The organism is Streptomyces shenzhenensis (assembly GCF_021462265.1).
GTDB classification, from domain to species: Bacteria; Actinomycetota; Actinomycetes; order Streptomycetales; family Streptomycetaceae; genus Streptomyces; species Streptomyces shenzhenensis.
In genome coordinates, this window is the sequence record NZ_JAJONF010000005.1 from 345,476 (window position 1) to 362,126 (window position 16,651).

General features: G+C 70.4%; 15 protein-coding genes and 2 pseudogenes. 11 read left to right on the top strand and 6 right to left on the bottom strand.

Going from position 1 to position 16,651, the window contains the following annotated elements:
• Positions 1-92: 92 nt before the first annotated feature.
• From LQ326_RS09940 to LQ326_RS09960, 5 genes are all read left to right on the top strand, one after another.
• The gene (locus tag LQ326_RS09940) at positions 93-1,262 is read left to right on the top strand and encodes a sensor histidine kinase (protein WP_234534749.1); all 1,170 of its coding nucleotides are present in this window, start codon (positions 93-95) and stop codon (positions 1,260-1,262) included.
• Entirely contained in the window at positions 1,259-1,918 is a 660-nt protein-coding gene (locus tag LQ326_RS09945) for a response regulator (protein WP_234534751.1), read from the top strand. The genes LQ326_RS09940 and LQ326_RS09945 overlap by 4 nt, the downstream gene beginning before the upstream one ends.
• A 114-nt stretch (positions 1,919-2,032) precedes the next feature.
• The gene (locus LQ326_RS09950) at positions 2,033-2,668 is read left to right on the top strand and encodes a GOLPH3/VPS74 family protein (protein ID WP_234534753.1); all 636 of its coding nucleotides are present in this window, start codon (positions 2,033-2,035) and stop codon (positions 2,666-2,668) included.
• Between the two features lie 33 nt (positions 2,669-2,701).
• Positions 2,702-4,249: a carboxylesterase/lipase family protein gene (locus LQ326_RS09955; protein ID WP_234534756.1), complete on the top strand. Its 1,548-nt coding sequence runs from the start codon at positions 2,702-2,704 to the stop codon at positions 4,247-4,249.
• Between the two features lie 139 nt (positions 4,250-4,388).
• A complete protein-coding gene (locus LQ326_RS09960; protein WP_234534757.1) occupies positions 4,389-5,054 on the top strand; it encodes a hypothetical protein in 666 nt (221 codons plus the stop codon).
• Between the two features lie 727 nt (positions 5,055-5,781).
• Here LQ326_RS09960 and LQ326_RS48635 read toward each other — a convergent pair.
• Positions 5,782-5,934 (bottom strand): annotated as a pseudogene (locus LQ326_RS48635) (IS30 family transposase); the annotation flags it as partial.
• A 541-nt stretch (positions 5,935-6,475) separates the two neighbouring features.
• Positions 6,476-7,597, bottom strand: coding sequence for a lipid II:glycine glycyltransferase FemX (locus LQ326_RS09965; RefSeq protein WP_234534760.1), 1,122 nt, complete (start codon positions 7,595-7,597; stop codon positions 6,476-6,478).
• Positions 7,598-8,049: 452 nt separating this feature from the next.
• Between LQ326_RS09965 and LQ326_RS09970 the strand changes: the two genes are divergently transcribed.
• Positions 8,050-8,757: a hypothetical protein gene (locus tag LQ326_RS09970; RefSeq protein WP_234534762.1), complete on the top strand. Its 708-nt coding sequence runs from the start codon at positions 8,050-8,052 to the stop codon at positions 8,755-8,757.
• 45 nt (positions 8,758-8,802) lie between these two features.
• Positions 8,803-9,201 (top strand): IS110 family transposase, encoded by a 399-nt coding sequence (locus LQ326_RS09975; protein ID WP_234534764.1) that lies wholly within the window; start codon positions 8,803-8,805, stop codon positions 9,199-9,201.
• Between the two features lie 154 nt (positions 9,202-9,355).
• Here the strand turns inward: LQ326_RS09975 and LQ326_RS09980 are convergent, their stop codons facing one another.
• The 4 genes from LQ326_RS09980 to LQ326_RS09995 all read right to left on the bottom strand — a co-directional run bounded on the left by LQ326_RS09980 (position 9,356) and on the right by LQ326_RS09995 (position 12,823).
• Positions 9,356-9,835, bottom strand: coding sequence for a hypothetical protein (locus tag LQ326_RS09980; RefSeq protein ID WP_234534766.1), 480 nt, complete (start codon positions 9,833-9,835; stop codon positions 9,356-9,358).
• Positions 9,836-10,599: 764 nt separating this feature from the next.
• Entirely contained in the window at positions 10,600-10,956 is a 357-nt protein-coding gene (locus LQ326_RS49120; RefSeq protein WP_234534768.1) for a transposase, read from the bottom strand.
• Between the two features lie 149 nt (positions 10,957-11,105).
• Positions 11,106-12,422 (bottom strand): caspase family protein, encoded by a 1,317-nt coding sequence (locus LQ326_RS09990; RefSeq protein ID WP_234534770.1) that lies wholly within the window; start codon positions 12,420-12,422, stop codon positions 11,106-11,108.
• Positions 12,419-12,823, bottom strand: a complete 405-nt coding sequence (locus LQ326_RS09995; protein WP_234534772.1) for an effector-associated constant component EACC1 — start codon at positions 12,821-12,823, stop codon at positions 12,419-12,421. Before LQ326_RS09995 ends, LQ326_RS09990 begins: the two co-directional genes overlap by 4 nt.
• A 484-nt stretch (positions 12,824-13,307) precedes the next feature.
• Here LQ326_RS09995 and LQ326_RS48260 point away from each other — a divergent pair, with 484 nt between their 5' ends.
• The 4 genes and pseudogenes from LQ326_RS48260 (at position 13,308) to LQ326_RS10010 (ending at position 16,270) form a co-directional block, all read left to right on the top strand.
• Positions 13,308-14,291: a WD40 repeat domain-containing protein gene (locus LQ326_RS48260; protein ID WP_234534773.1), complete on the top strand. Its 984-nt coding sequence runs from the start codon at positions 13,308-13,310 to the stop codon at positions 14,289-14,291.
• Between the two features lie 201 nt (positions 14,292-14,492).
• Positions 14,493-14,939, top strand: a pseudogene (locus tag LQ326_RS48645) (SRPBCC family protein); the annotation flags it as partial.
• 157 nt (positions 14,940-15,096) lie between these two features.
• A complete protein-coding gene (locus tag LQ326_RS10005; RefSeq protein WP_372496798.1) occupies positions 15,097-15,396 on the top strand; it encodes an RNA polymerase sigma factor in 300 nt (99 codons plus the stop codon).
• Positions 15,397-15,997: 601 nt separating this feature from the next.
• Positions 15,998-16,270, top strand: coding sequence for a hypothetical protein (locus LQ326_RS10010; protein WP_234534775.1), 273 nt, complete (start codon positions 15,998-16,000; stop codon positions 16,268-16,270).
• The last annotated feature ends 381 nt before the right edge of the window (positions 16,271-16,651 follow it).

The following is a 16,651-nucleotide window of genomic DNA, read 5'->3' on the forward strand; positions in this document are numbered from 1 at the left end:
GTCTTAGAACCGCACCCTACGCGGATCGCTCCGGCAGATCATGAACGCGCTGGCTCGGCGACTGCCGCATCCCGTGCCGATAGGGTCGGCGCGTGGACCGCAGCAGTAGGCAACCGGACGACGTGTTCGGCGGGGAAGGGCGGGACGTGGTGTCGCCCCGGGCAGCCCGGGCGCTGTGGTGGGGGTCGGCCGGTGTGGTGCTCGCTGTCCTCGGCACCTCGGTGCTCGTCGCCGGCGCGGAGCACGGCCGGCGGCTGCCCGTGGCCGTGGCCCTGGTCCTCGCGCAGGCCTGCGCCCTGAGGTGGCAGGCCCGCGCTCCGGTCACCGTACTGGCCGTGAACGCAGCGACGGGGCTCGCGGTGTGGGCGCTGCTGACCGCGGTGACCCTGACCGGGGCGCTGCTCGCGGCGCAGGTCGGGTTGTGCGTGGTGTCGGCCATCAGGCCGCGGCGGGAGTCGGTGCGGGCGCTCGCGGTGATGTGCCTGCCGGCGCCGCTGGCGTTCGGGGCGGGCGGCGGCTCGGGGCTGACGGTCTATGTGCTGGCGGTGGTCCTGGCGTGGACCGCGGGGCAGTGGCGCAGGGCGCAGCAGGCACGGACGAGGGCGGAGCTGCGACGGGCCGTGGTGGAGGAGCGTGCGCGGATCGCGCGCGAGGTGCACGACGTCGTGGCGCACTCGCTGTCGGTGATGGTTATTCAGGCGGGCGCTGCCGATGACGTGTTCACCCAACGGCCCGAACAGGCTCGTCAGGCGCTGCAGGCCATTGAGACGGGCGCTCGCTCGGCGCTCGGCGAACTGCGCATGGTGCTGCGTGCGTTCCGGTGGGATGTGGACGATGACGGGGCCGGAGAGCAGCGGGAGCCGGGGCCCTCGCTCGCGCGCCTGGACGAGCTGGCCGACACCGTGCGCGCGACCGGGATGACCGTGAACGTGCACCGCGAGGGCGCCATCGAAGGGCTGCCGGCCACGGTGGACCTGGCGGCGTACCGGATCGTCCAGGAGGCCCTCACCAACACGCTGCGCCACGCGGCCGGCGCCGACGTGGTGAGCGTGCGTGTGACGGCCGAAGGGGGCTGCGTGAAAATCACGGTGGCTGACAACGGGCTCACGGCGCATAGCAGTTCGGCCGTGGTGGGAGCGGGACGCGGTCTTGTGGGGATGAGGGAGCGCGCACGGCTCGTGGGTGGCAGCCTGCGCGCCGGTCCGCTGCCCGGAGGCGGGTACGAGGTGGTGGCGCGGTTGCCGGTGGAGCGTGCGTCATGACGCTGCGCGTGGTCGTGGCCGATGACCAGGCCCTGGTCCGTACCGGATTCCGCATGATCATCGACGCCCGGGACGACCTCGAGGTGGTCGGTGAGGCGTCCGACGGCCGGGAGGCGGTGCGGCTGACGCGGGAACTGGCGCCCGACGTGGTGCTGATGGACGTACGCATGCCGGTCGTGGACGGCATCGAGGCGACCCGGCAGATCGCTGAGTCCGGCAGTCGGGCCCGGGTGCTCGTGCTGACCACCTGGGACGTGGACGCGCACGTGGTCGCCGCTCTGCGGGCCGGGGCGAGCGGCTTCCTGCTGAAGGACATGCGCCCGGGTGAACTCGTCGACGCCATCCGCCTCACCGCCCGCGGCGACGCGCTGCTGGCGCCGGCCGTGCTGAGCCGTGTCCTCGACCGGTTCCTGCGCGCCACGCCCGACCCGGCGCCGCCACCCTCCCTGCAGGACCTCTCCGGCCGCGAGCGGGAGGTGCTCACCCTGATCGGGCAGGCGCTGTCGAACGCGGAGATCGCCGAGCGGCTGCGCCTGTCGGAGGCCACCGTCAAGAACCATGTCACCGCGGTGCTGCGCAAACTGGGCCTGCGCGATCGCGTCCAGGCTGTCGTCGCCGCCTACGACCACGGCCTCGTGCGACCGCGCCACCCCTGACGGTGACGCCTCCTCCTCAAGGAGGAGGCCGGGCCGCGATCCTCCTGCGTTCCCAGTGCCGGTCCGTTCCCATGGCCGATCCGGGGCCAAAGTGCCCGGCCGTAGCGTCGAGGTGTGATCGACGACCTGCCCTGCCTCATGTATCTGCTCGCCCACGACGAAGCGGCCCAAGGCCCTTATGACCGTGCCCGGACGGAGCTGCTGGTCCGTGCCGCCGCCCTGGTCGACCTCGCGTTGCGCGGCCGGCTGAGGGAGGACAGCGGCACGGTCACCGTGTGCGATACGGAACCGACCGGCGACCCCGTCCTGGACGGTGTGCTGCGCGACGCCACCGCCGGGCACCGCTGGAAGTACCTCGTGCGCCGCCACCGCAAGCGGACCCTGACGGAGGTGGAGGACCGGCTCGCCGCGGCAGGATTTCTCACCGTGAAGGCGCCCCGCACTCGCTTCGGCGCACGGCGGCTGACCGTGACGGACCCCGCCGTGCGCACCGCACTCCACGCCCGCGTGTCCGGGGCGCTGCACGGGGACGGCCCCGTGGAGGAGGTCCCCGCAGACGCCGCGCTGCTGGCGCTGGCCGCGGCGGGCGGCGTCCGCTCGGTCGTCTCCGTGCAGGACCAGAAGACCTTCCGGGACCGTATCGACGCCTGCACACGGTCTCTCGCCGCCCTCGCGCCCGGCCTGGAGAAAGCTGTACGCGCTCTGCCGATGACCATGATCGCCGCGCAGGGCGGCATGGGCGGCAGCTGACCGGATGGGGAGATGATGAGCACGCACCGCCTCTTGACCACCCTGGGCTGCGCCCTGACCGTCGCGCTCGCGGCGGCCTGGTCCACAGCGCCACCGACGGAGCCCGCCCGGCCCGCCGCTGCCACGACGGTACGCACCCACGAGGGCCTGGTGCGGGGCACCGCCCACGGCGGCTACCGCACCTTCGAGGGCATCGCCTACGCGGAGCCCCCGGTTGGCAGGCTGCGCTGGGCGCCGCCCCGCCGTCCCGCCCCCTGGTCCGGGGTACGGGATGCGACCCGGCCCGCGAGCGCCTGCCCGCAGCCGCCCGGCGAAGTGCCCGGTGGCAGCACCGACGAGGACTGTCTCCACCTGAACGTCACGACGCCCGACGGTGCAGGACCGGCACACCCCCGGCCGGTGATCGTGTGGCTGCACGGCGGCGGCTACACCAGCGGAGCGGGCAGCTCGTACGGCGCCCATCGTATGGCCACCCGCGGCGATGTCGTGGTCGTCACCGTCAACTACCGCCTCGGAACCCTCGGTTTCCTCGCACACAGCGGGCTGCCCGGCTCCGGCACCTTCGGCCTGGCCGACCAGCAGGCGGCGCTGCGCTGGGTCCGCACCGAGATCGGCGCCTTCGGCGGCGATCCGCGCAACGTGACGCTGGCCGGCGAGTCAGCAGGCGGATACAGCGTCTGCGCCCAGCTCGCCTCACCTGTCGCCTCGGGGCTCTTCGACCGGGCGATCATCGAGAGCGGTCCGTGCACAGGCCGCCCCGACCGGCCGTTCGCCCCGTCCTCCATCCCTCTGTCCAGGGCGCGCGCCGCAGGCGCGGACCTCGCGGCAAAGGTCGGCTGCGGCTCCGCCCGCGACGTGATGGCCTGCCTGCGGCGCGTGGACGTCCCTCGTCTGCTCGCGGCCCAGGGCACCGATCAACAGCCCGCCTACGCCACCCCGTTGCTGCCCGGCGACCCCGCAGCGGCGATCGCCGCCGGCCGCTTCCGCCGGGTCCCCGTGCTCATCGGCAACAACCACGACGAGGGCAACGGCTGGGCCGCCGGCATCGTCCGGGCCGGCCATCCCGTCACTCCAGGCACCTGGCCCGACGTCGTGGCCTCCTTCTTCCCCTCCCCGGGGCAGGCGAAGGCGATCGTCCGCGAATACCCGGTGCACCGCACCGATGGCGGCCCGGTGTTCGGCGCGGTCATCGGCGACTCGAACTTCGACTGCCCGACGGTGCACACCGACGGCCTGCTCGCCGCCCATGTGCCCGTCTGGCGCTACGAGTTCGCCGACGAGCACGCCCCGCCGCTCACCTCGGACACGCCGCCGTTCCCGCTCGGAGCGCCGCACGCGAGCGAACTGCCCTACCTGTTCGACCTGGGCGGCCGCCCCCGCGACCTGACCGCGGCACAGCACCGGCTGGCCGACAGCATGATCGACTACTGGACCCGCTTCGCCCGCACCGCCGACCCGAACGGCCCGACGTCGCCGCACTGGCCCCGGCAGACGGTGCTGTCCCTGGCACCGGAACACATCGTCCCCACCCGCACGGCGCAACTCCGCCACCACTGCGCGTTCTGGAACACCCTCGGGTGACCACGAACCCTCACCGGGGTGTGGGTAGGGCCACCCCCCGTCCGGTGTCCAGGCCCAGCGACGAGAAGCGCCGAGGACTGAAGAATTCACGTCGTCGAACCAGCGAAGAACCCACCGCACTTACCCCAGGGGGACAGTCATGAACGAAACCGTCGCCAGGCGCCTGACGGGCCTTGCCGGCATCGCCAGTGCGGCCGCCTTCATCGTTGAAGTACCCCTGTACTTCATCTACTCCGGTCCGCCGCCGGACTCGAACGTCCTCGCCAGGCTGCTGATCGGAATCCTCGGGCTGGCATTCCAGATCGTCTTCGTGACGGCCTTCCGTGAACTGGTCAAAGCGGTGAAGCCAGCCTACGAATGGGTCGGCACGGTGGCCTTCGCCACCGGACTGGTCTACTCGACGATCATCCTCGTTTCCAGCGGGCTGGAAGCCGGCGCGGTCATCGCCGCCGACCACCCGATCGACCCGACCATCACGGTCAGCGGCACCTACATCCTCTACGGGTCGATCAGCCGCCTCATGCTCGCGCTGTTCCTGACCACCGTGGGCTACGGAATCTCCCGTACGAACCTGCTGCCGCGCTGGACCGGCCGCTCTGCCTTCGTCCTGGCGGGAGTCAACCTGGTCTTCGTGCCGTCGCTGTTCTTCGGCAACACCCCCGCGCACTTCTACGCGGCGAACGGCTGGGGCACCACCGCCCTGATGGGCGCGATTTTCAGCTACTGGATGCTCGCCCTGGGCATCTCCACCTATCGCAGCGCCACACGACGTGCCCCCGCCCACTCACCGGCTCTGCAGCACTGACGCCGCCTGCGCAGGAGACGGCCGAATTCTCCTGGCTGGGTGCTGGGTAGATGCGTTCGCGCTCCCAACCGTCAGCACGCCGATCACCCGCGCTTCTTCCCCCGCGAACGGTGCCCCTGCCAGCCCCGCGGCCCCCGGCAGACTCCTCCACCGCCACGGTAGATGGACACCTCCCTGCCCACGCCCGATCATCGTTCTTCCAGCTCAGTTCGTCCCTTCGGAAGAGCCGCACCCAAGGAAGAAGGCGTTCGCCGTGCCACGCCGAGCGGACACCCGGTCGGCCATCTCCCCAACCATCCGGTAGAGGTCGACGACGACGGGCGAGGGCTCGGCGGGCGGATCGGGAACGGGGGTCAGGGAAGACTGCGTCACCCGGTTCTGATGCCCTGTGCCACGCCATCTGCAATCCTGCGCAGGCCGTGGCCCCGGAGCCGGACCCGTCGGGCGGACCGCGTCCAACCACCCTCCGGGTCGTGGCCAGTGCTGTGACCGGGAACGCGCACCGTGTTGATCAGGCGTCCGCCGCGCCGCGGCGGACGCCCCCCGGCGGATGCGCTTCTCGCTGCGGATGCGGATGCGGATGCGGATGCGCGTGTCGGCGACGGCTGAATTGTGAGCCCCTACCGACGCTCGGGTTCTAAGGTGAATTCGCATGATCGTCGCAACGATGCAGGCTTGTGGTTGTCAGAGCGGCGACGAATGCCTGGGCAGGGGTCTGCCGACTCAGCAGGTTCGTGCGCTTGGGCAAGTACTGGCGGACCAGGCCGTTGGTGTTTTCGTTCATGCCCCGCTGCCAGGGGCTGCCTGGGCGGGCAAAGAACATGCCGTCGGCGAAGGAGGGCGCGAGTTCATGACGGCGGCCCATCTCGGACCCTTGGTCTCAGGCGAGGCTCTGTCGGGCCGCTCTGGCAGTTGACTGAGGACGGTGATCAAGGCATCTCGCAGGTGGTCGGCCGAGGGTCCGTTAGGCAGCGGGACCAGGAGGAGACAGCGGGTGCGCCGGTCGGACGAGGGGGGCAAGGGCGCGGACTGGCCGCGGACGCCAGGCTCCGGTAGGCAGTCCGGCTTCAGGCCGCCGTTCTCTGCTCGCCACCGGTAGCCCTTTCTGCGTCCGATCCCGAGCTGCCTGCAGGCCTCGACGCTGCCCACCCCTGCCGCCAGCAGGTGCCAGTACTCGGTCTCAGCTCCAGCCTGCGCTTGCGCCGCCGCCTCGTGTGTGGCCCGGCAGTCCGAGCAGCGGGACCGGCGAGGACGTACGGATAGCCGGGCCCCGAGATCACCGTGTACTTCCCGCGGCCGGCCGTGTCTCCAGGGGCGTGAGGGGAGCCCCCCATGACGTGCAGGGCAAGTCACGTGCCCCAGCCGGCGTTGCACCCGCACCGATCGGAGCCGACGATCAGCACGAGTCCCGCCGCAGGATCTCAGCGCCGGGACATGTAGAGGTCGAGGGCCTTGTGCAGGACCTTGTTGAGCGGGTAGTCCCACTCGCCGAGGTATTCCACCGCCTGGCCACCGGTGCCGACCTTGAACCGGAGCAGTCCCAGCAGGTGGTTGTCCTCCTCCAGAGTGTCGGTGATGCCGCGGAAGTCGTAGACGCTCGCCCCGAGTTCGTGGGCGTCGGACATCATCCGCCACTGGATGGCGTTGTTCGGCTGGACTTCTCGCTTGCGGCTGGTCGAGGCGCCGTAGGAGTACCAGACGTGCTCGCCGACGGCCAGCATCGTGGCGGCGGCGAGCACCTCGCCCTCGTGCTGGGCGAGGTAGAGGCGCATCCGGTCGTCGCCCTCGGCTCGCAGCGTGGTCCACATGCGCTGGAAGTAGGCCAGAGGGCGCGGGATGAACCGGTCCCGCTCCGCGGTCTCGACGTAGATCTCGTGAAAGGCGGGCAGGTCGGCGTAGTCGCCCTGCACCACCTTGACGCCGGCCTTCTCCGCCTTCTTGATGTTGCGCCGCCACTGCTGGTTGAGATCCCGCTGGACCTCCTCGAGGCTCCGCCCGGCGAAGGACACCTGGAACACGTAGCGTGGCTGGCCCGCGGCGAAGCCGTCCTCACCGCCGGGCTCGGTCTGCTGCCAGCCCATCCGGCGCAGCCGGTCGGCGAGGTCGAAGGCCCGCGGCTCGTGCTCGGTGGCCTCTACATCGCGCAGCTTCCTGGCCTGCGGATCAGCGATGGCGGCCTTGACCGCCTCGGCGCTCCAGCGACGGGCGACCACGGGCGGACCCATCTTCACCGAGAAGGCGCCTTGCTCCTTCAAGTACGCGAGCATCGGCTGAAGCCACCGCTCCACGTCGGAAGCAGCCCAGTCGATGACGGGGCCCTCCGGAAGGTAGGCGAGGTACCGCTTCAGCTTCGGCAACGGCCGCAGCAGCACCAGGCCGGCCCCGACGAGGCGGTCGTCCTCGTCGAACCAGCCCAGGCTCTCCGCCCGCCAGTCCGGCTTCACATCTCCCCATGCGGGAACCTGCATGTGACTCACCGAGGGCTGGGCCGAGACGAAGGCCAGATGCTCCTCGCGGGTGATCGCCTTCAGGCGGAAGCTCATGCGCAATGCTCCTTTGTTCGACGCACAAGCCTACTGAGGCGCCGGCACGTCCAGGTCCTTCATGTACACGGTGTCGTCGCACATGCAGCAGAAGCAGCAAGATCACAGGTCATGCTCATCGCGAGTGCCGCCAACCGCCGCCTTCGTACTCCTGCAGAGACTCGTCCAACACGCACTCTCGCCGCACCGGACGCCGCCGCCTCGGCGGGCACACGTTGACTGTCGGCGCGCTAGGGAGCCTTTCAGAAGTGGATCTTGACGTGTCAAGATCCACTTCACGGGGAGGTGCGAAATGACGAATGCCCAGTGGGCGAAGCTGGAGCCCCTGCTCCCGGCCGGGAAGAAGTCCGGACGACCGCCGGTACACACTAAGAACTCCTGACGAAATGATTCACAAGGGGCGTCGTCGGGCCCAGGGGAAGTGGGCAGCAGCCGGGTGCGAGGATGCTGTCGTGGTGGATGCGATCGACGCGGTGGACTGGGGTGCCATACCGGGTCATCCCGACTGGTACGAACCGGCTCGGGCCGCCCGCGGTCTGCGCGCGCTGGCGGATGCGGCGAACCAGGTGGAGGCGGCTGAGGCCAGCTCATTGCTCGCTGGCGGCGGAATCGTCCATGGCCACAGTGCCTCGGTGTTTCCGGCTGCCGCGGTCGCGACCCCTCTGCTCCTGGACATCGCTGAGCAGGGCCACCCGGCGGCGCGGGACGCCGCGTTGGGGCTGGTCGATGAGGCACTGTCGTCCCATCCCCATCGCGAGTACACGCGGGTGACGACGTCCTACGGCACAGCGGTCCCGATCTGCTGCGCTATCGCCCACCAGTTGCGAGCTCGCACGGCTCTCCTCGCCGGACTGGGCAAGCGGGGCAGGGCACTGCTTGCCGATGCGGCCGAGCACTGGCGTTTCGAGATTCGAGAGTGCGTCGCCGACAGCAATGACACGGCAGCCTTCGGGACTCTGGTCGGCTGTTTGCCGGGCGGCGTGCACGCGGTGGAACTACACGTCGGCGGTGAGATCGCCGTGCTGGACGAGGTTGCCCTCGAATACCCACCCATGGACGGCTCTCTCGAAGCGTGCCTGCGGGTGACGGGACGGCGTCCAGCCGAACTGCCATCCGGCGCCGTCCTGTTCCCAGCAGAGTGCGGTGAACGCGTGCACTGACCGGCCTCTACAAATGTGCTCAGGAGACAGGCGACCGTGCCCAGCATGCCCCAGCCCACCCGCCGCCGTCATCCTCGGTGGGGACACTCACAAGGACGTCCACGTTGCGGCGTTGATCACGACCACCGGAGCCATGCTGGACACCCGCAGCTTCCCGACGACGCAGGAGGGCTACCGGCAACTTCTGTCCTGGGCACGCTCCTCGGCCATCTGCAGCGGGCCGGTGTCGAGTGCACCGGCTCCTACGGTGCGGCGCTGACACGGTACCTGCACCGCGAAGGCGTCACCGTCACCGAGGTCAACCAGGTGGACAAAGCCACCCGGCGTCGGCGCGGCAAGACGGACGCGATCGACGCGGCGGCTGCCGCACAGGCGGTGCTTACCGGCCGGGTCACCGTCGCTGCCAAGACCAGCGACGGCCCGGTCGAGACGATCCGCATGTAACGCCCCGTCCTCAATCGGTCGACATCCACAGGGGCATCAAGCTCGCCGTCCGCTACGAGGCGACCGTGCTGGTCGCGGCCATCAATGAATGGCTGTGACCTGCACGGTGGAGGGGACCTCGCGAGGCTGGGACGAGCTCAGGGCTGGTGACACATCACTCGATTCCGAGGGGGCCGATGCCCAGGTCCTCACGCATGAGGCGACGCATCTGCGCCATAGCCGTGCGCCGCCGCTCTATCAGGGGCGCGTCGTCCGCGGAGCCGACAGCCACTCCACGGGCATAGGCGTCGCGGATCGCGCGCAGGCGGTGGAACGCCTCGTTCCCCGCTTCCACGACCTGCGGGGGGCCCACGAGCCAGAGGCGTTCGCTCGCCGTGTAGATGCCGGTGCCGCGCACGGCTTCCCGCACCGCCGCGTCGCGTGCCGACTCGGACATGTGGTCGCCCAAGGCGACGGCCCGTATCTCCTCACCCGCGGCTTTGAGGGCGGAAACATACTCCGTGTAGACCTCGCGCCGTACTTCCAGAGCGTGCCTGGCTTCCTCCCGCCGCCACCGGTTGCGATCGGCGATCAGAGTGGCAGCGATGCCGATGACGGCACCGGTCAGTGTGGAGAGCAGGGGCGTCCAGTCCATGTGTCGCAGCTTGTCGAAATCGGTGCGCTGGCACCAGTGCTTTCGCTACGCATGGCTGTGACCAGCACTTTCGAAACACGTCCTAGCTGCGGCGGCGCCGGGAGGCTACGGCCGCGGATGGGTGGACAAGCCCCGCTCGGTCGTGACCAGGATTCCGTGCTCGGCCAACTGTTGAGCTTCAGGCGGGTGTTGTTGATGCTGTTGGGCGCGATCTCCAGCGGGCGCCCGGAGCGGCGCGTCGGCCGTGGCGAACACCGCCATGATCTGCGCGTAGGCCGAATGGTTCGGAAACTTCGGGGCCGGCCGTGCGGGCGGCTGCCGATCGGGCGGCTCAAGCAGCTTCCTGCGGGTGATCCGCACATTCTCGGCGGCCCGGCCGAGCTCGTCCAGCCGCGTACCCGTGACTGCGAACTGCGCGGCGGGTGCTCGTAGTCGCGCACCAGCCTGCGGTGCCGCATCGAGATCCCGTAGGCGCGCTCCACGATCCACCGTCTGGGGATCGGGGCGAACCCGGTCTGGGCCGGGTTGCGCTCGACGATCTCCACCTCGATGCCCGCCGTCCGGCCGTGAGCGACGGCACCGTTCTCGAGGCCCTGGTCGACCAGGGCCTCGAGAACGGTGCCGGTGTCGGCGGCGACCTTGTCCAGCAGTGCGATACCGGCGGTGTTGTCCTGTACGGACGCGGCGATCACCACCACCGCGATCACCGGACCCGGCACGTCCGCGGCCAGGCCGCGCTTGCGGCCAGGTACTTTTTTGCCGCATCACACCCTGTCTGCTGTGCGGGCGCCCCGGCCGCCACGCGCACGTTCTGGGTGTCGAGGACGGACCATCAGGCTCGGGTCCTCCTTCCGCCGCGCTCTCTCCCGCACCTGCCGGCGCGGCAGGTCGTTGAAGTAGTGCAGCAGCGCGCCGCGCGACGGCAGGTTGTGCGGAAACAGGTCCCACTGGCAGCCGGTGCGGTCCTGGTAGAGGAGCGCGTTGACGATCTCCCGCATTTCGTGTCGGCCCTGACGGCCGCTGACCCAACTGTGTGCGTCCTTCCATGCGGCGATCCCCGGTTCAACCGGTGCCCAGCGCTCGTCGGACAGGTCGGTCCTGTGGGGCTTGCGCTCGCTCACGGTGTTCAGCCCGGCACGCCCGAGCCCTCATACCGGCCGGGCTACCGCAGTCCCACACGTTCAGGTGGCGACAAGTCATCCATCAACTCGCATAACGCCCTCTTGGATCGCGTTGTCAGCGGGGAGCCGGGCTTCCCGACCCGGTTCCTTCAGCGCAGCCGGGGGTCCATCTCCAGTAGTTGTTGGTCGGTGCGGTAGATGCCGCCGGCGAAGTGTTCGATCGCCGAGCGCAGACGCATGGGGTCGGCGCCGTAGGTACCGAGCATTCCCGCGATGACGTAGCGCGGGTCCGGGAGACGTCGGTTGAGCCTCTTGTGGAACCCTGGCGGGCGCGGCGCGTTGGGCTTCAGCCGCACGATGAGCACGTTGGGGACCAGTACCGTCCCCGGCGCCCTGCGCAGCACGCCCACGCACTCAACGTCCTTCCACGGCACGTGAGCCGAGTGCGTCCCGTGCTCGGTGCCCAACCCGTCACCGTTGACGACAAGGTCGTAGGGGACGTCTCTTCGAAGTAGGAGCAGGAGACAGATCAGAGCGGTGAAGAGGACCGCAGCGCCGCCGAAGATCAAGGTCACGCGCCACCCACCGAACACCACCATCACCGCAAAGAGGACAGCAATCATCAGGACGCCCTGAACGGTGTCACGGCGGCGGTTGGCCGGCCGGTCGGGCGGCTGCTGACGGAAACGGATCTCCGCCTGGCTGCCGGTCGGAGGCGGACCTGCGTCCGGCTGGGCGGGGCCACGGACGAGGGCGATGTCCCCGGCAGTGTTGACGGAGCGCTTTTGCGGCCGCGGCAGCCCGGCCCCCTGCAGCACGGTGTCGATGTGTTGGTGGATGTCGTCCAGAGTGAGCGGTTCTGGCTGGCTGAGGGCGTCCAGCAGGGCGGCGGTGAAGGCGGTGTGCCGTTGCCCGGGCGGTGCGTGTGAGGGTGCGGTGGCCGTGGTGGAGGTGAGGGTGTAGGTGCCGTGGACGTCGAGTTGGGCTGACAGCAGGCTGCCCGACTCGGTCATGGCGGCCACCGCTCGGCCGGAGAAGCAGCAGTCGAGCACCAGGACCCGCAGCCGTGCCCGGGCCCGGCCGAGGTAGCGCTTGACGAGGTCGGCCGGGACGCCGGTGAATCCGACGTGCGCGGGGTCAGTGGAGGACAGCGCGAGGTGGAGCAGTCCGTCCTCGTCCAACAGCCCATGTCCGGCGTAGTAGACGAGCAGCAGGTCCTCGGCCTCGCGCGCCGCTTGGGCAAGTGCCATACCGACGCTGCGGTGATCGCCCGGATCGGCCAGCAGTCGGCGGTGTTCCGGCAGCAGAATGCCGTGCGTCTCATGCGTGAGCGCGGAGCGGAGGTCGGCGAGGTTGGACTTCACGGCGGGAATCGCGGGCAGATCGATGTCGTCGAAATCGCTGCACCCGATGAGGACCGCCCGGGAAGCGGCAGCGTCGGGGAAGCGCGGCGCGCTCTGTTTCACTCCTCCCCGCCTCCCAGCAGTTGCCCGACCGCACCGAGCACCGCCTGCGGATCACTGGTCCGGCGGACCTCCACGGTGACCTCTCGCCCGTCGCTGCGGCTCACGCGCACGGTGACGTCAGCACGGCGTTGCACCAGCCAGGTCGACAGGGACCGGGCCAGCACCGCTCCCGCTCCGCCGGAGCCCAGTGCCACCGCCAGCACGTCGAGCGCGGCCCCCATCTGGCCCGGCTGCGGCGGCCGGGCCAGCAGCTCCACCCGGCCGCGCAGCGCCTCTTCCGCAGCCAGCCAATCCCGCAGCGACATCAGATGGGCCTCTGTCTCCACACCCGGCTCGGCCGATACCTGCAACCTCAAGGTGCAGCGCGCAGACGGCGTTTCGCTGTCCTGGCATTTCTCCATGAGGCCATCGTGCCAACAACTGCGGTTGAACACCCCAGACGCCTCACATCCTCTGTCGCCGGTGATGCAAGGCATCCCGCGCGTCATCGTGTTCGGCGGCCAGCCGGCGGGCAGCATCGGCCAGCGGGCGTCGCCGAAGCGGAGTCGGGGCCGCGGCGCTGCAGCTCCTGACGGAGCCGAGGGCGGTTCGTCGCCACGGCGGACGACAACCAGATCCAGTGTGGCGGACGGACGATCCGGCCACCCCGGTGTTCCGGATCCCGTGGGCCGACCGCCAGGACCTCGGAGCCATTCGGATCGATCTCGACGCGGGCGTGCTCCGCTATGTGGCAGGCAGTTCGAGCGCAACTGTCTGGACGGTCTCGCTGGACACGCCCTTGATCAGGCCTGGCAGCAGGACACCACCGTGAGCGCGGGCTCCAGCCCCGACGGCGGCCTGCTCGCACAGACCCGGCAGGCCGGAGGCAGGCGCCGGCTGCGGCTGGTGGACGTACCGACCGGCAAGGTGCTGGCCGACCGCCTGCCCACTGCGCCCTGCGAGCCACAGTGCTCCGACGTCACGGCGTTCGCCCGGCACAGCCGGACCTTCGCCTACTCCAGTGAGGACATCGCATCCGCCGAACCGCCCTGGGTCAAGGTGCTGGACCCCCGCCATCCGAACCGGCCGACCGCATTGCGGTTCCCGCCCACAGCGGACGACGTCGAGACCGTCGACGCGATCGCACTCGCGCCTGGTGGCCGAAGCCTCCTGGTGTCGCTGTCCGAGGAGCGCACCGAGGTGTGGGACGTACGCCGGAGGGCGAGATCCAGCCGGCTGCCCGGCGTCTGGGGAGAAAGCCTGACGGTCGCGGACGACGGACGCCTCCTGGCAACCACCCAGGGCGACTTGGTCGATCTGGCCTCCCGGGCGGTTACCCACCGTGTACTCATGCAGGGAATCCCCGCCGGCTTGGCCTTCAGCCATGACGGCGGCTATCTGGCCGGGGGCGACGAGTCGGGCTGGGTGACCCTCTGGGGTCGCCACGCCCGGCAGTGGCTGGCCGAGTTCCCTCCCGAGTCGGCCGATGCCGCAGCCGACGACGACGGCTCGTCGATCGGCGTGTCGGCGCTGGCCTTCTCGCACGACGGCGAAACGCTTGCCGTCGGAACAGCGGACGGCTCGGTCCGGCTGTGGGACGTCGCCTCCCGGCGCCCGGTCGGATCCGCCTTCTCCGACCCCGGGGGCGGCGTCATGGCGCTGGCCTTCGGCAAGGACGACCGTACCCTGTACGGATCCGCGCAGCACATGCCTCTGTTGGCCTACGGCGTCGATGCATCGCGGATGGCCACCGATGTGTGCCGACGTGTCGGATCCGGTCTGTCACGCGCCGAGTGGCAGAGGTACATCCGCGACGTGCCGTACGTCGCCTCTTGGCGTTTTCTGACCGACGGTGCTGCGCAAGGGCCAGTGATCTGGGAGAAAACATAGCGAGCATGTACGGGACGTGCGGCATGCCGGGCGCAGGATCGCTCGATCGAGTGGAGAAGCCGACAGGGGCCGGAGGACACTGTGGCGCTGATCGACTCGGTATCCGTGTGCTTGCCATTGTGCTCAGTCGTCTTTCTCCGCGTGGTAGGGATCGTCCGGTCTCGTTCGTCGTACTGGCGAGAGAACGGGAGGGAAAAGGGCATGGATGACGCTGTGACGGGGGCGCGGGTGGACCTGACGCTGACCGTGGACATGACTCCGGAACGGTTCTGGGATTTGGTCACCGATGTGTCGCGGATCGGTGAGTGGAGCCCGGAATGCACGTACGGGGGTTGGTTGGGGGATGGCGTGCCGCTGGTGCGCACGGGGGCACGGTTCGAGGGGCGTAACCGGTACCCGGACGGCTGCTTCCGCTCGGTCGTCTGCGTGGTCACCGAAGCGATGCGGCCTGCCACCTTCGCCTGGGTCGTTCTGGATGACCGTGGTGATCCCGCACGGCCGGCCTCGGTTTGGCGGTACGAGCTGACGCCGGCCAACACGCCCGGGCAGACCGTAGTGCGGCACAGTTTCGTCCACGGCCCGGGCGAGAGTGGCGCCCGTAGCGCGGCCCGGCGCGACCCGACATCGCTTGCCGGCCGTCTGGAGGGGCTGCGTGCCAACATGGCGGCCACCGTCGCCGCGATGGCCCGCAGCGGGCACTCTGAACCACCGCCGGCCCGGCGCCTACCAGATACAGGCATCCATCGCTGCCTGCCACGCCACGGCTCCCGAGGCGGCAGCGACCGACTGGCCACAGATAGCCCTCTTGTATGGCGAGTTGGCCCGCCTGGTGCCCAGCCCCGTCGTCGAGCTCAACAGGGCGGTCGCCGTGTCCATGGCCGACGGGCCGGACGTGGGCCTGGCCCTCCTCGACTCTCTGACCGCCACCGGCGCGCTCGCCGCCTACCACCTGCTGCCCGCCGCCCGAGCCGACCTGCTGCGCCGCCTCGGCCGGTGGGACGAGGCCGCCGTCAGCTACCGCGAGGCCCTTGCCCTGTGCGCCACGGACGCGGAACGACGCTTCCTCACCCGCCGCCTGGCGCAGGTTCCGTCCACCTCGCAATGAGGGACACGGCTTCAGCTGGGAACTCGCCCAGCAGGTTTGTGCAGCAACGTGATCCTACCTGCTGGGTGCGGGCCGACACCCGAGTGTCAGGCAAGGCCGTGATTGCCGCTGCAACGGCGGCAGCCTCGGGGGCGCACAGAAGGGGAACGTCGTCGGGGGCCAATGGGCAGCGCGTCGCCGGTCGGAGCCGCGTCGGCGAGGCGGGCGGGCAGGTCTGCGCAGGGCAGGCCGAGGAAGGGCGCGGCCACCGAAGCCGCCAAGGCCGAACAGCGGCGCCGGGCTGAGCAGGAGGCTGCCAAGCGGGAAGTCCACCGACCCGTCTGCGCCGACCGCTGAGCGAAGTTCACCGGCGAACGGTGGAAGGCCGCGGAACCCGACCACTGGGGCGCCCCGCGCGACACTCACCCGCAGCTGTGCGACGCGTACAAGGAGAAGGCGATCGAGACCCAACGCCAGGCAGAACAGGACGAGCGCGAGCGCCAGAGGCCGGAGCGTCAGGAGACGGTGGCGCAGGCCTGGAGGACCGGCGGCTGGTTCGGACGCTGGGGCGGCTGACCTGCGCAAGCCCTCGTTGTCAGTGGCGGCTGCGAGGCTGGAGAGCATGGACAGCGACGATGAGCAGCTGCTGCGCGGCAGGATCTACGGAGCCGACCACGACCAACCCGGCCCGAAGCCGGGGCGGAGCTACGCCGAACTGGTGGGCGGGCCGCTTGACGGACTGCTGCTCGACATCACCGGCTGGAGGCCGGAGCAGATCGGCGACGGTGTCTCCCTCCTCACCGAGCTCGGGCAGTTCGGCCCCGGCGGGCGGGCGCTGTACGACCCGCGCCCCGGCGATCCGGCCCGCTGGGACTGGGGCGGCGACAGCCCCTGACGGCCCGCCGCTCGGTGAGGTGAAGAGACCGCAGCGGCGGAACTCTCCCCGGGCGCCCGGGCGCCCGGGCGCCCGGGCGTAGTCGGCCGGGTCGTCCTGACGCCGACTGCTGTTGCGGGCGAGGAGTTCTCCCTGGTCAGGTGCGTGATTTTCATGCTGTGCAGGCAGGTCCGGCCGGGTTGGAGGCCGCGCTGTCCCCGTAGGGCCGCGGACCGACATGTTCGGGACGGAGCTCTACCCGACAACGCAGGAGAAGGCGGCGGCCTTGCCGCACTCCGTCGCCCTTCACTGGGCACCCGGGACGCCGGGGCGGCCGCCGGGCGAGCGCGCCGTCAGGCGCTCGTCGACGGCGACAAGCGGGCCGCCTGGCTCGCCGTCCGG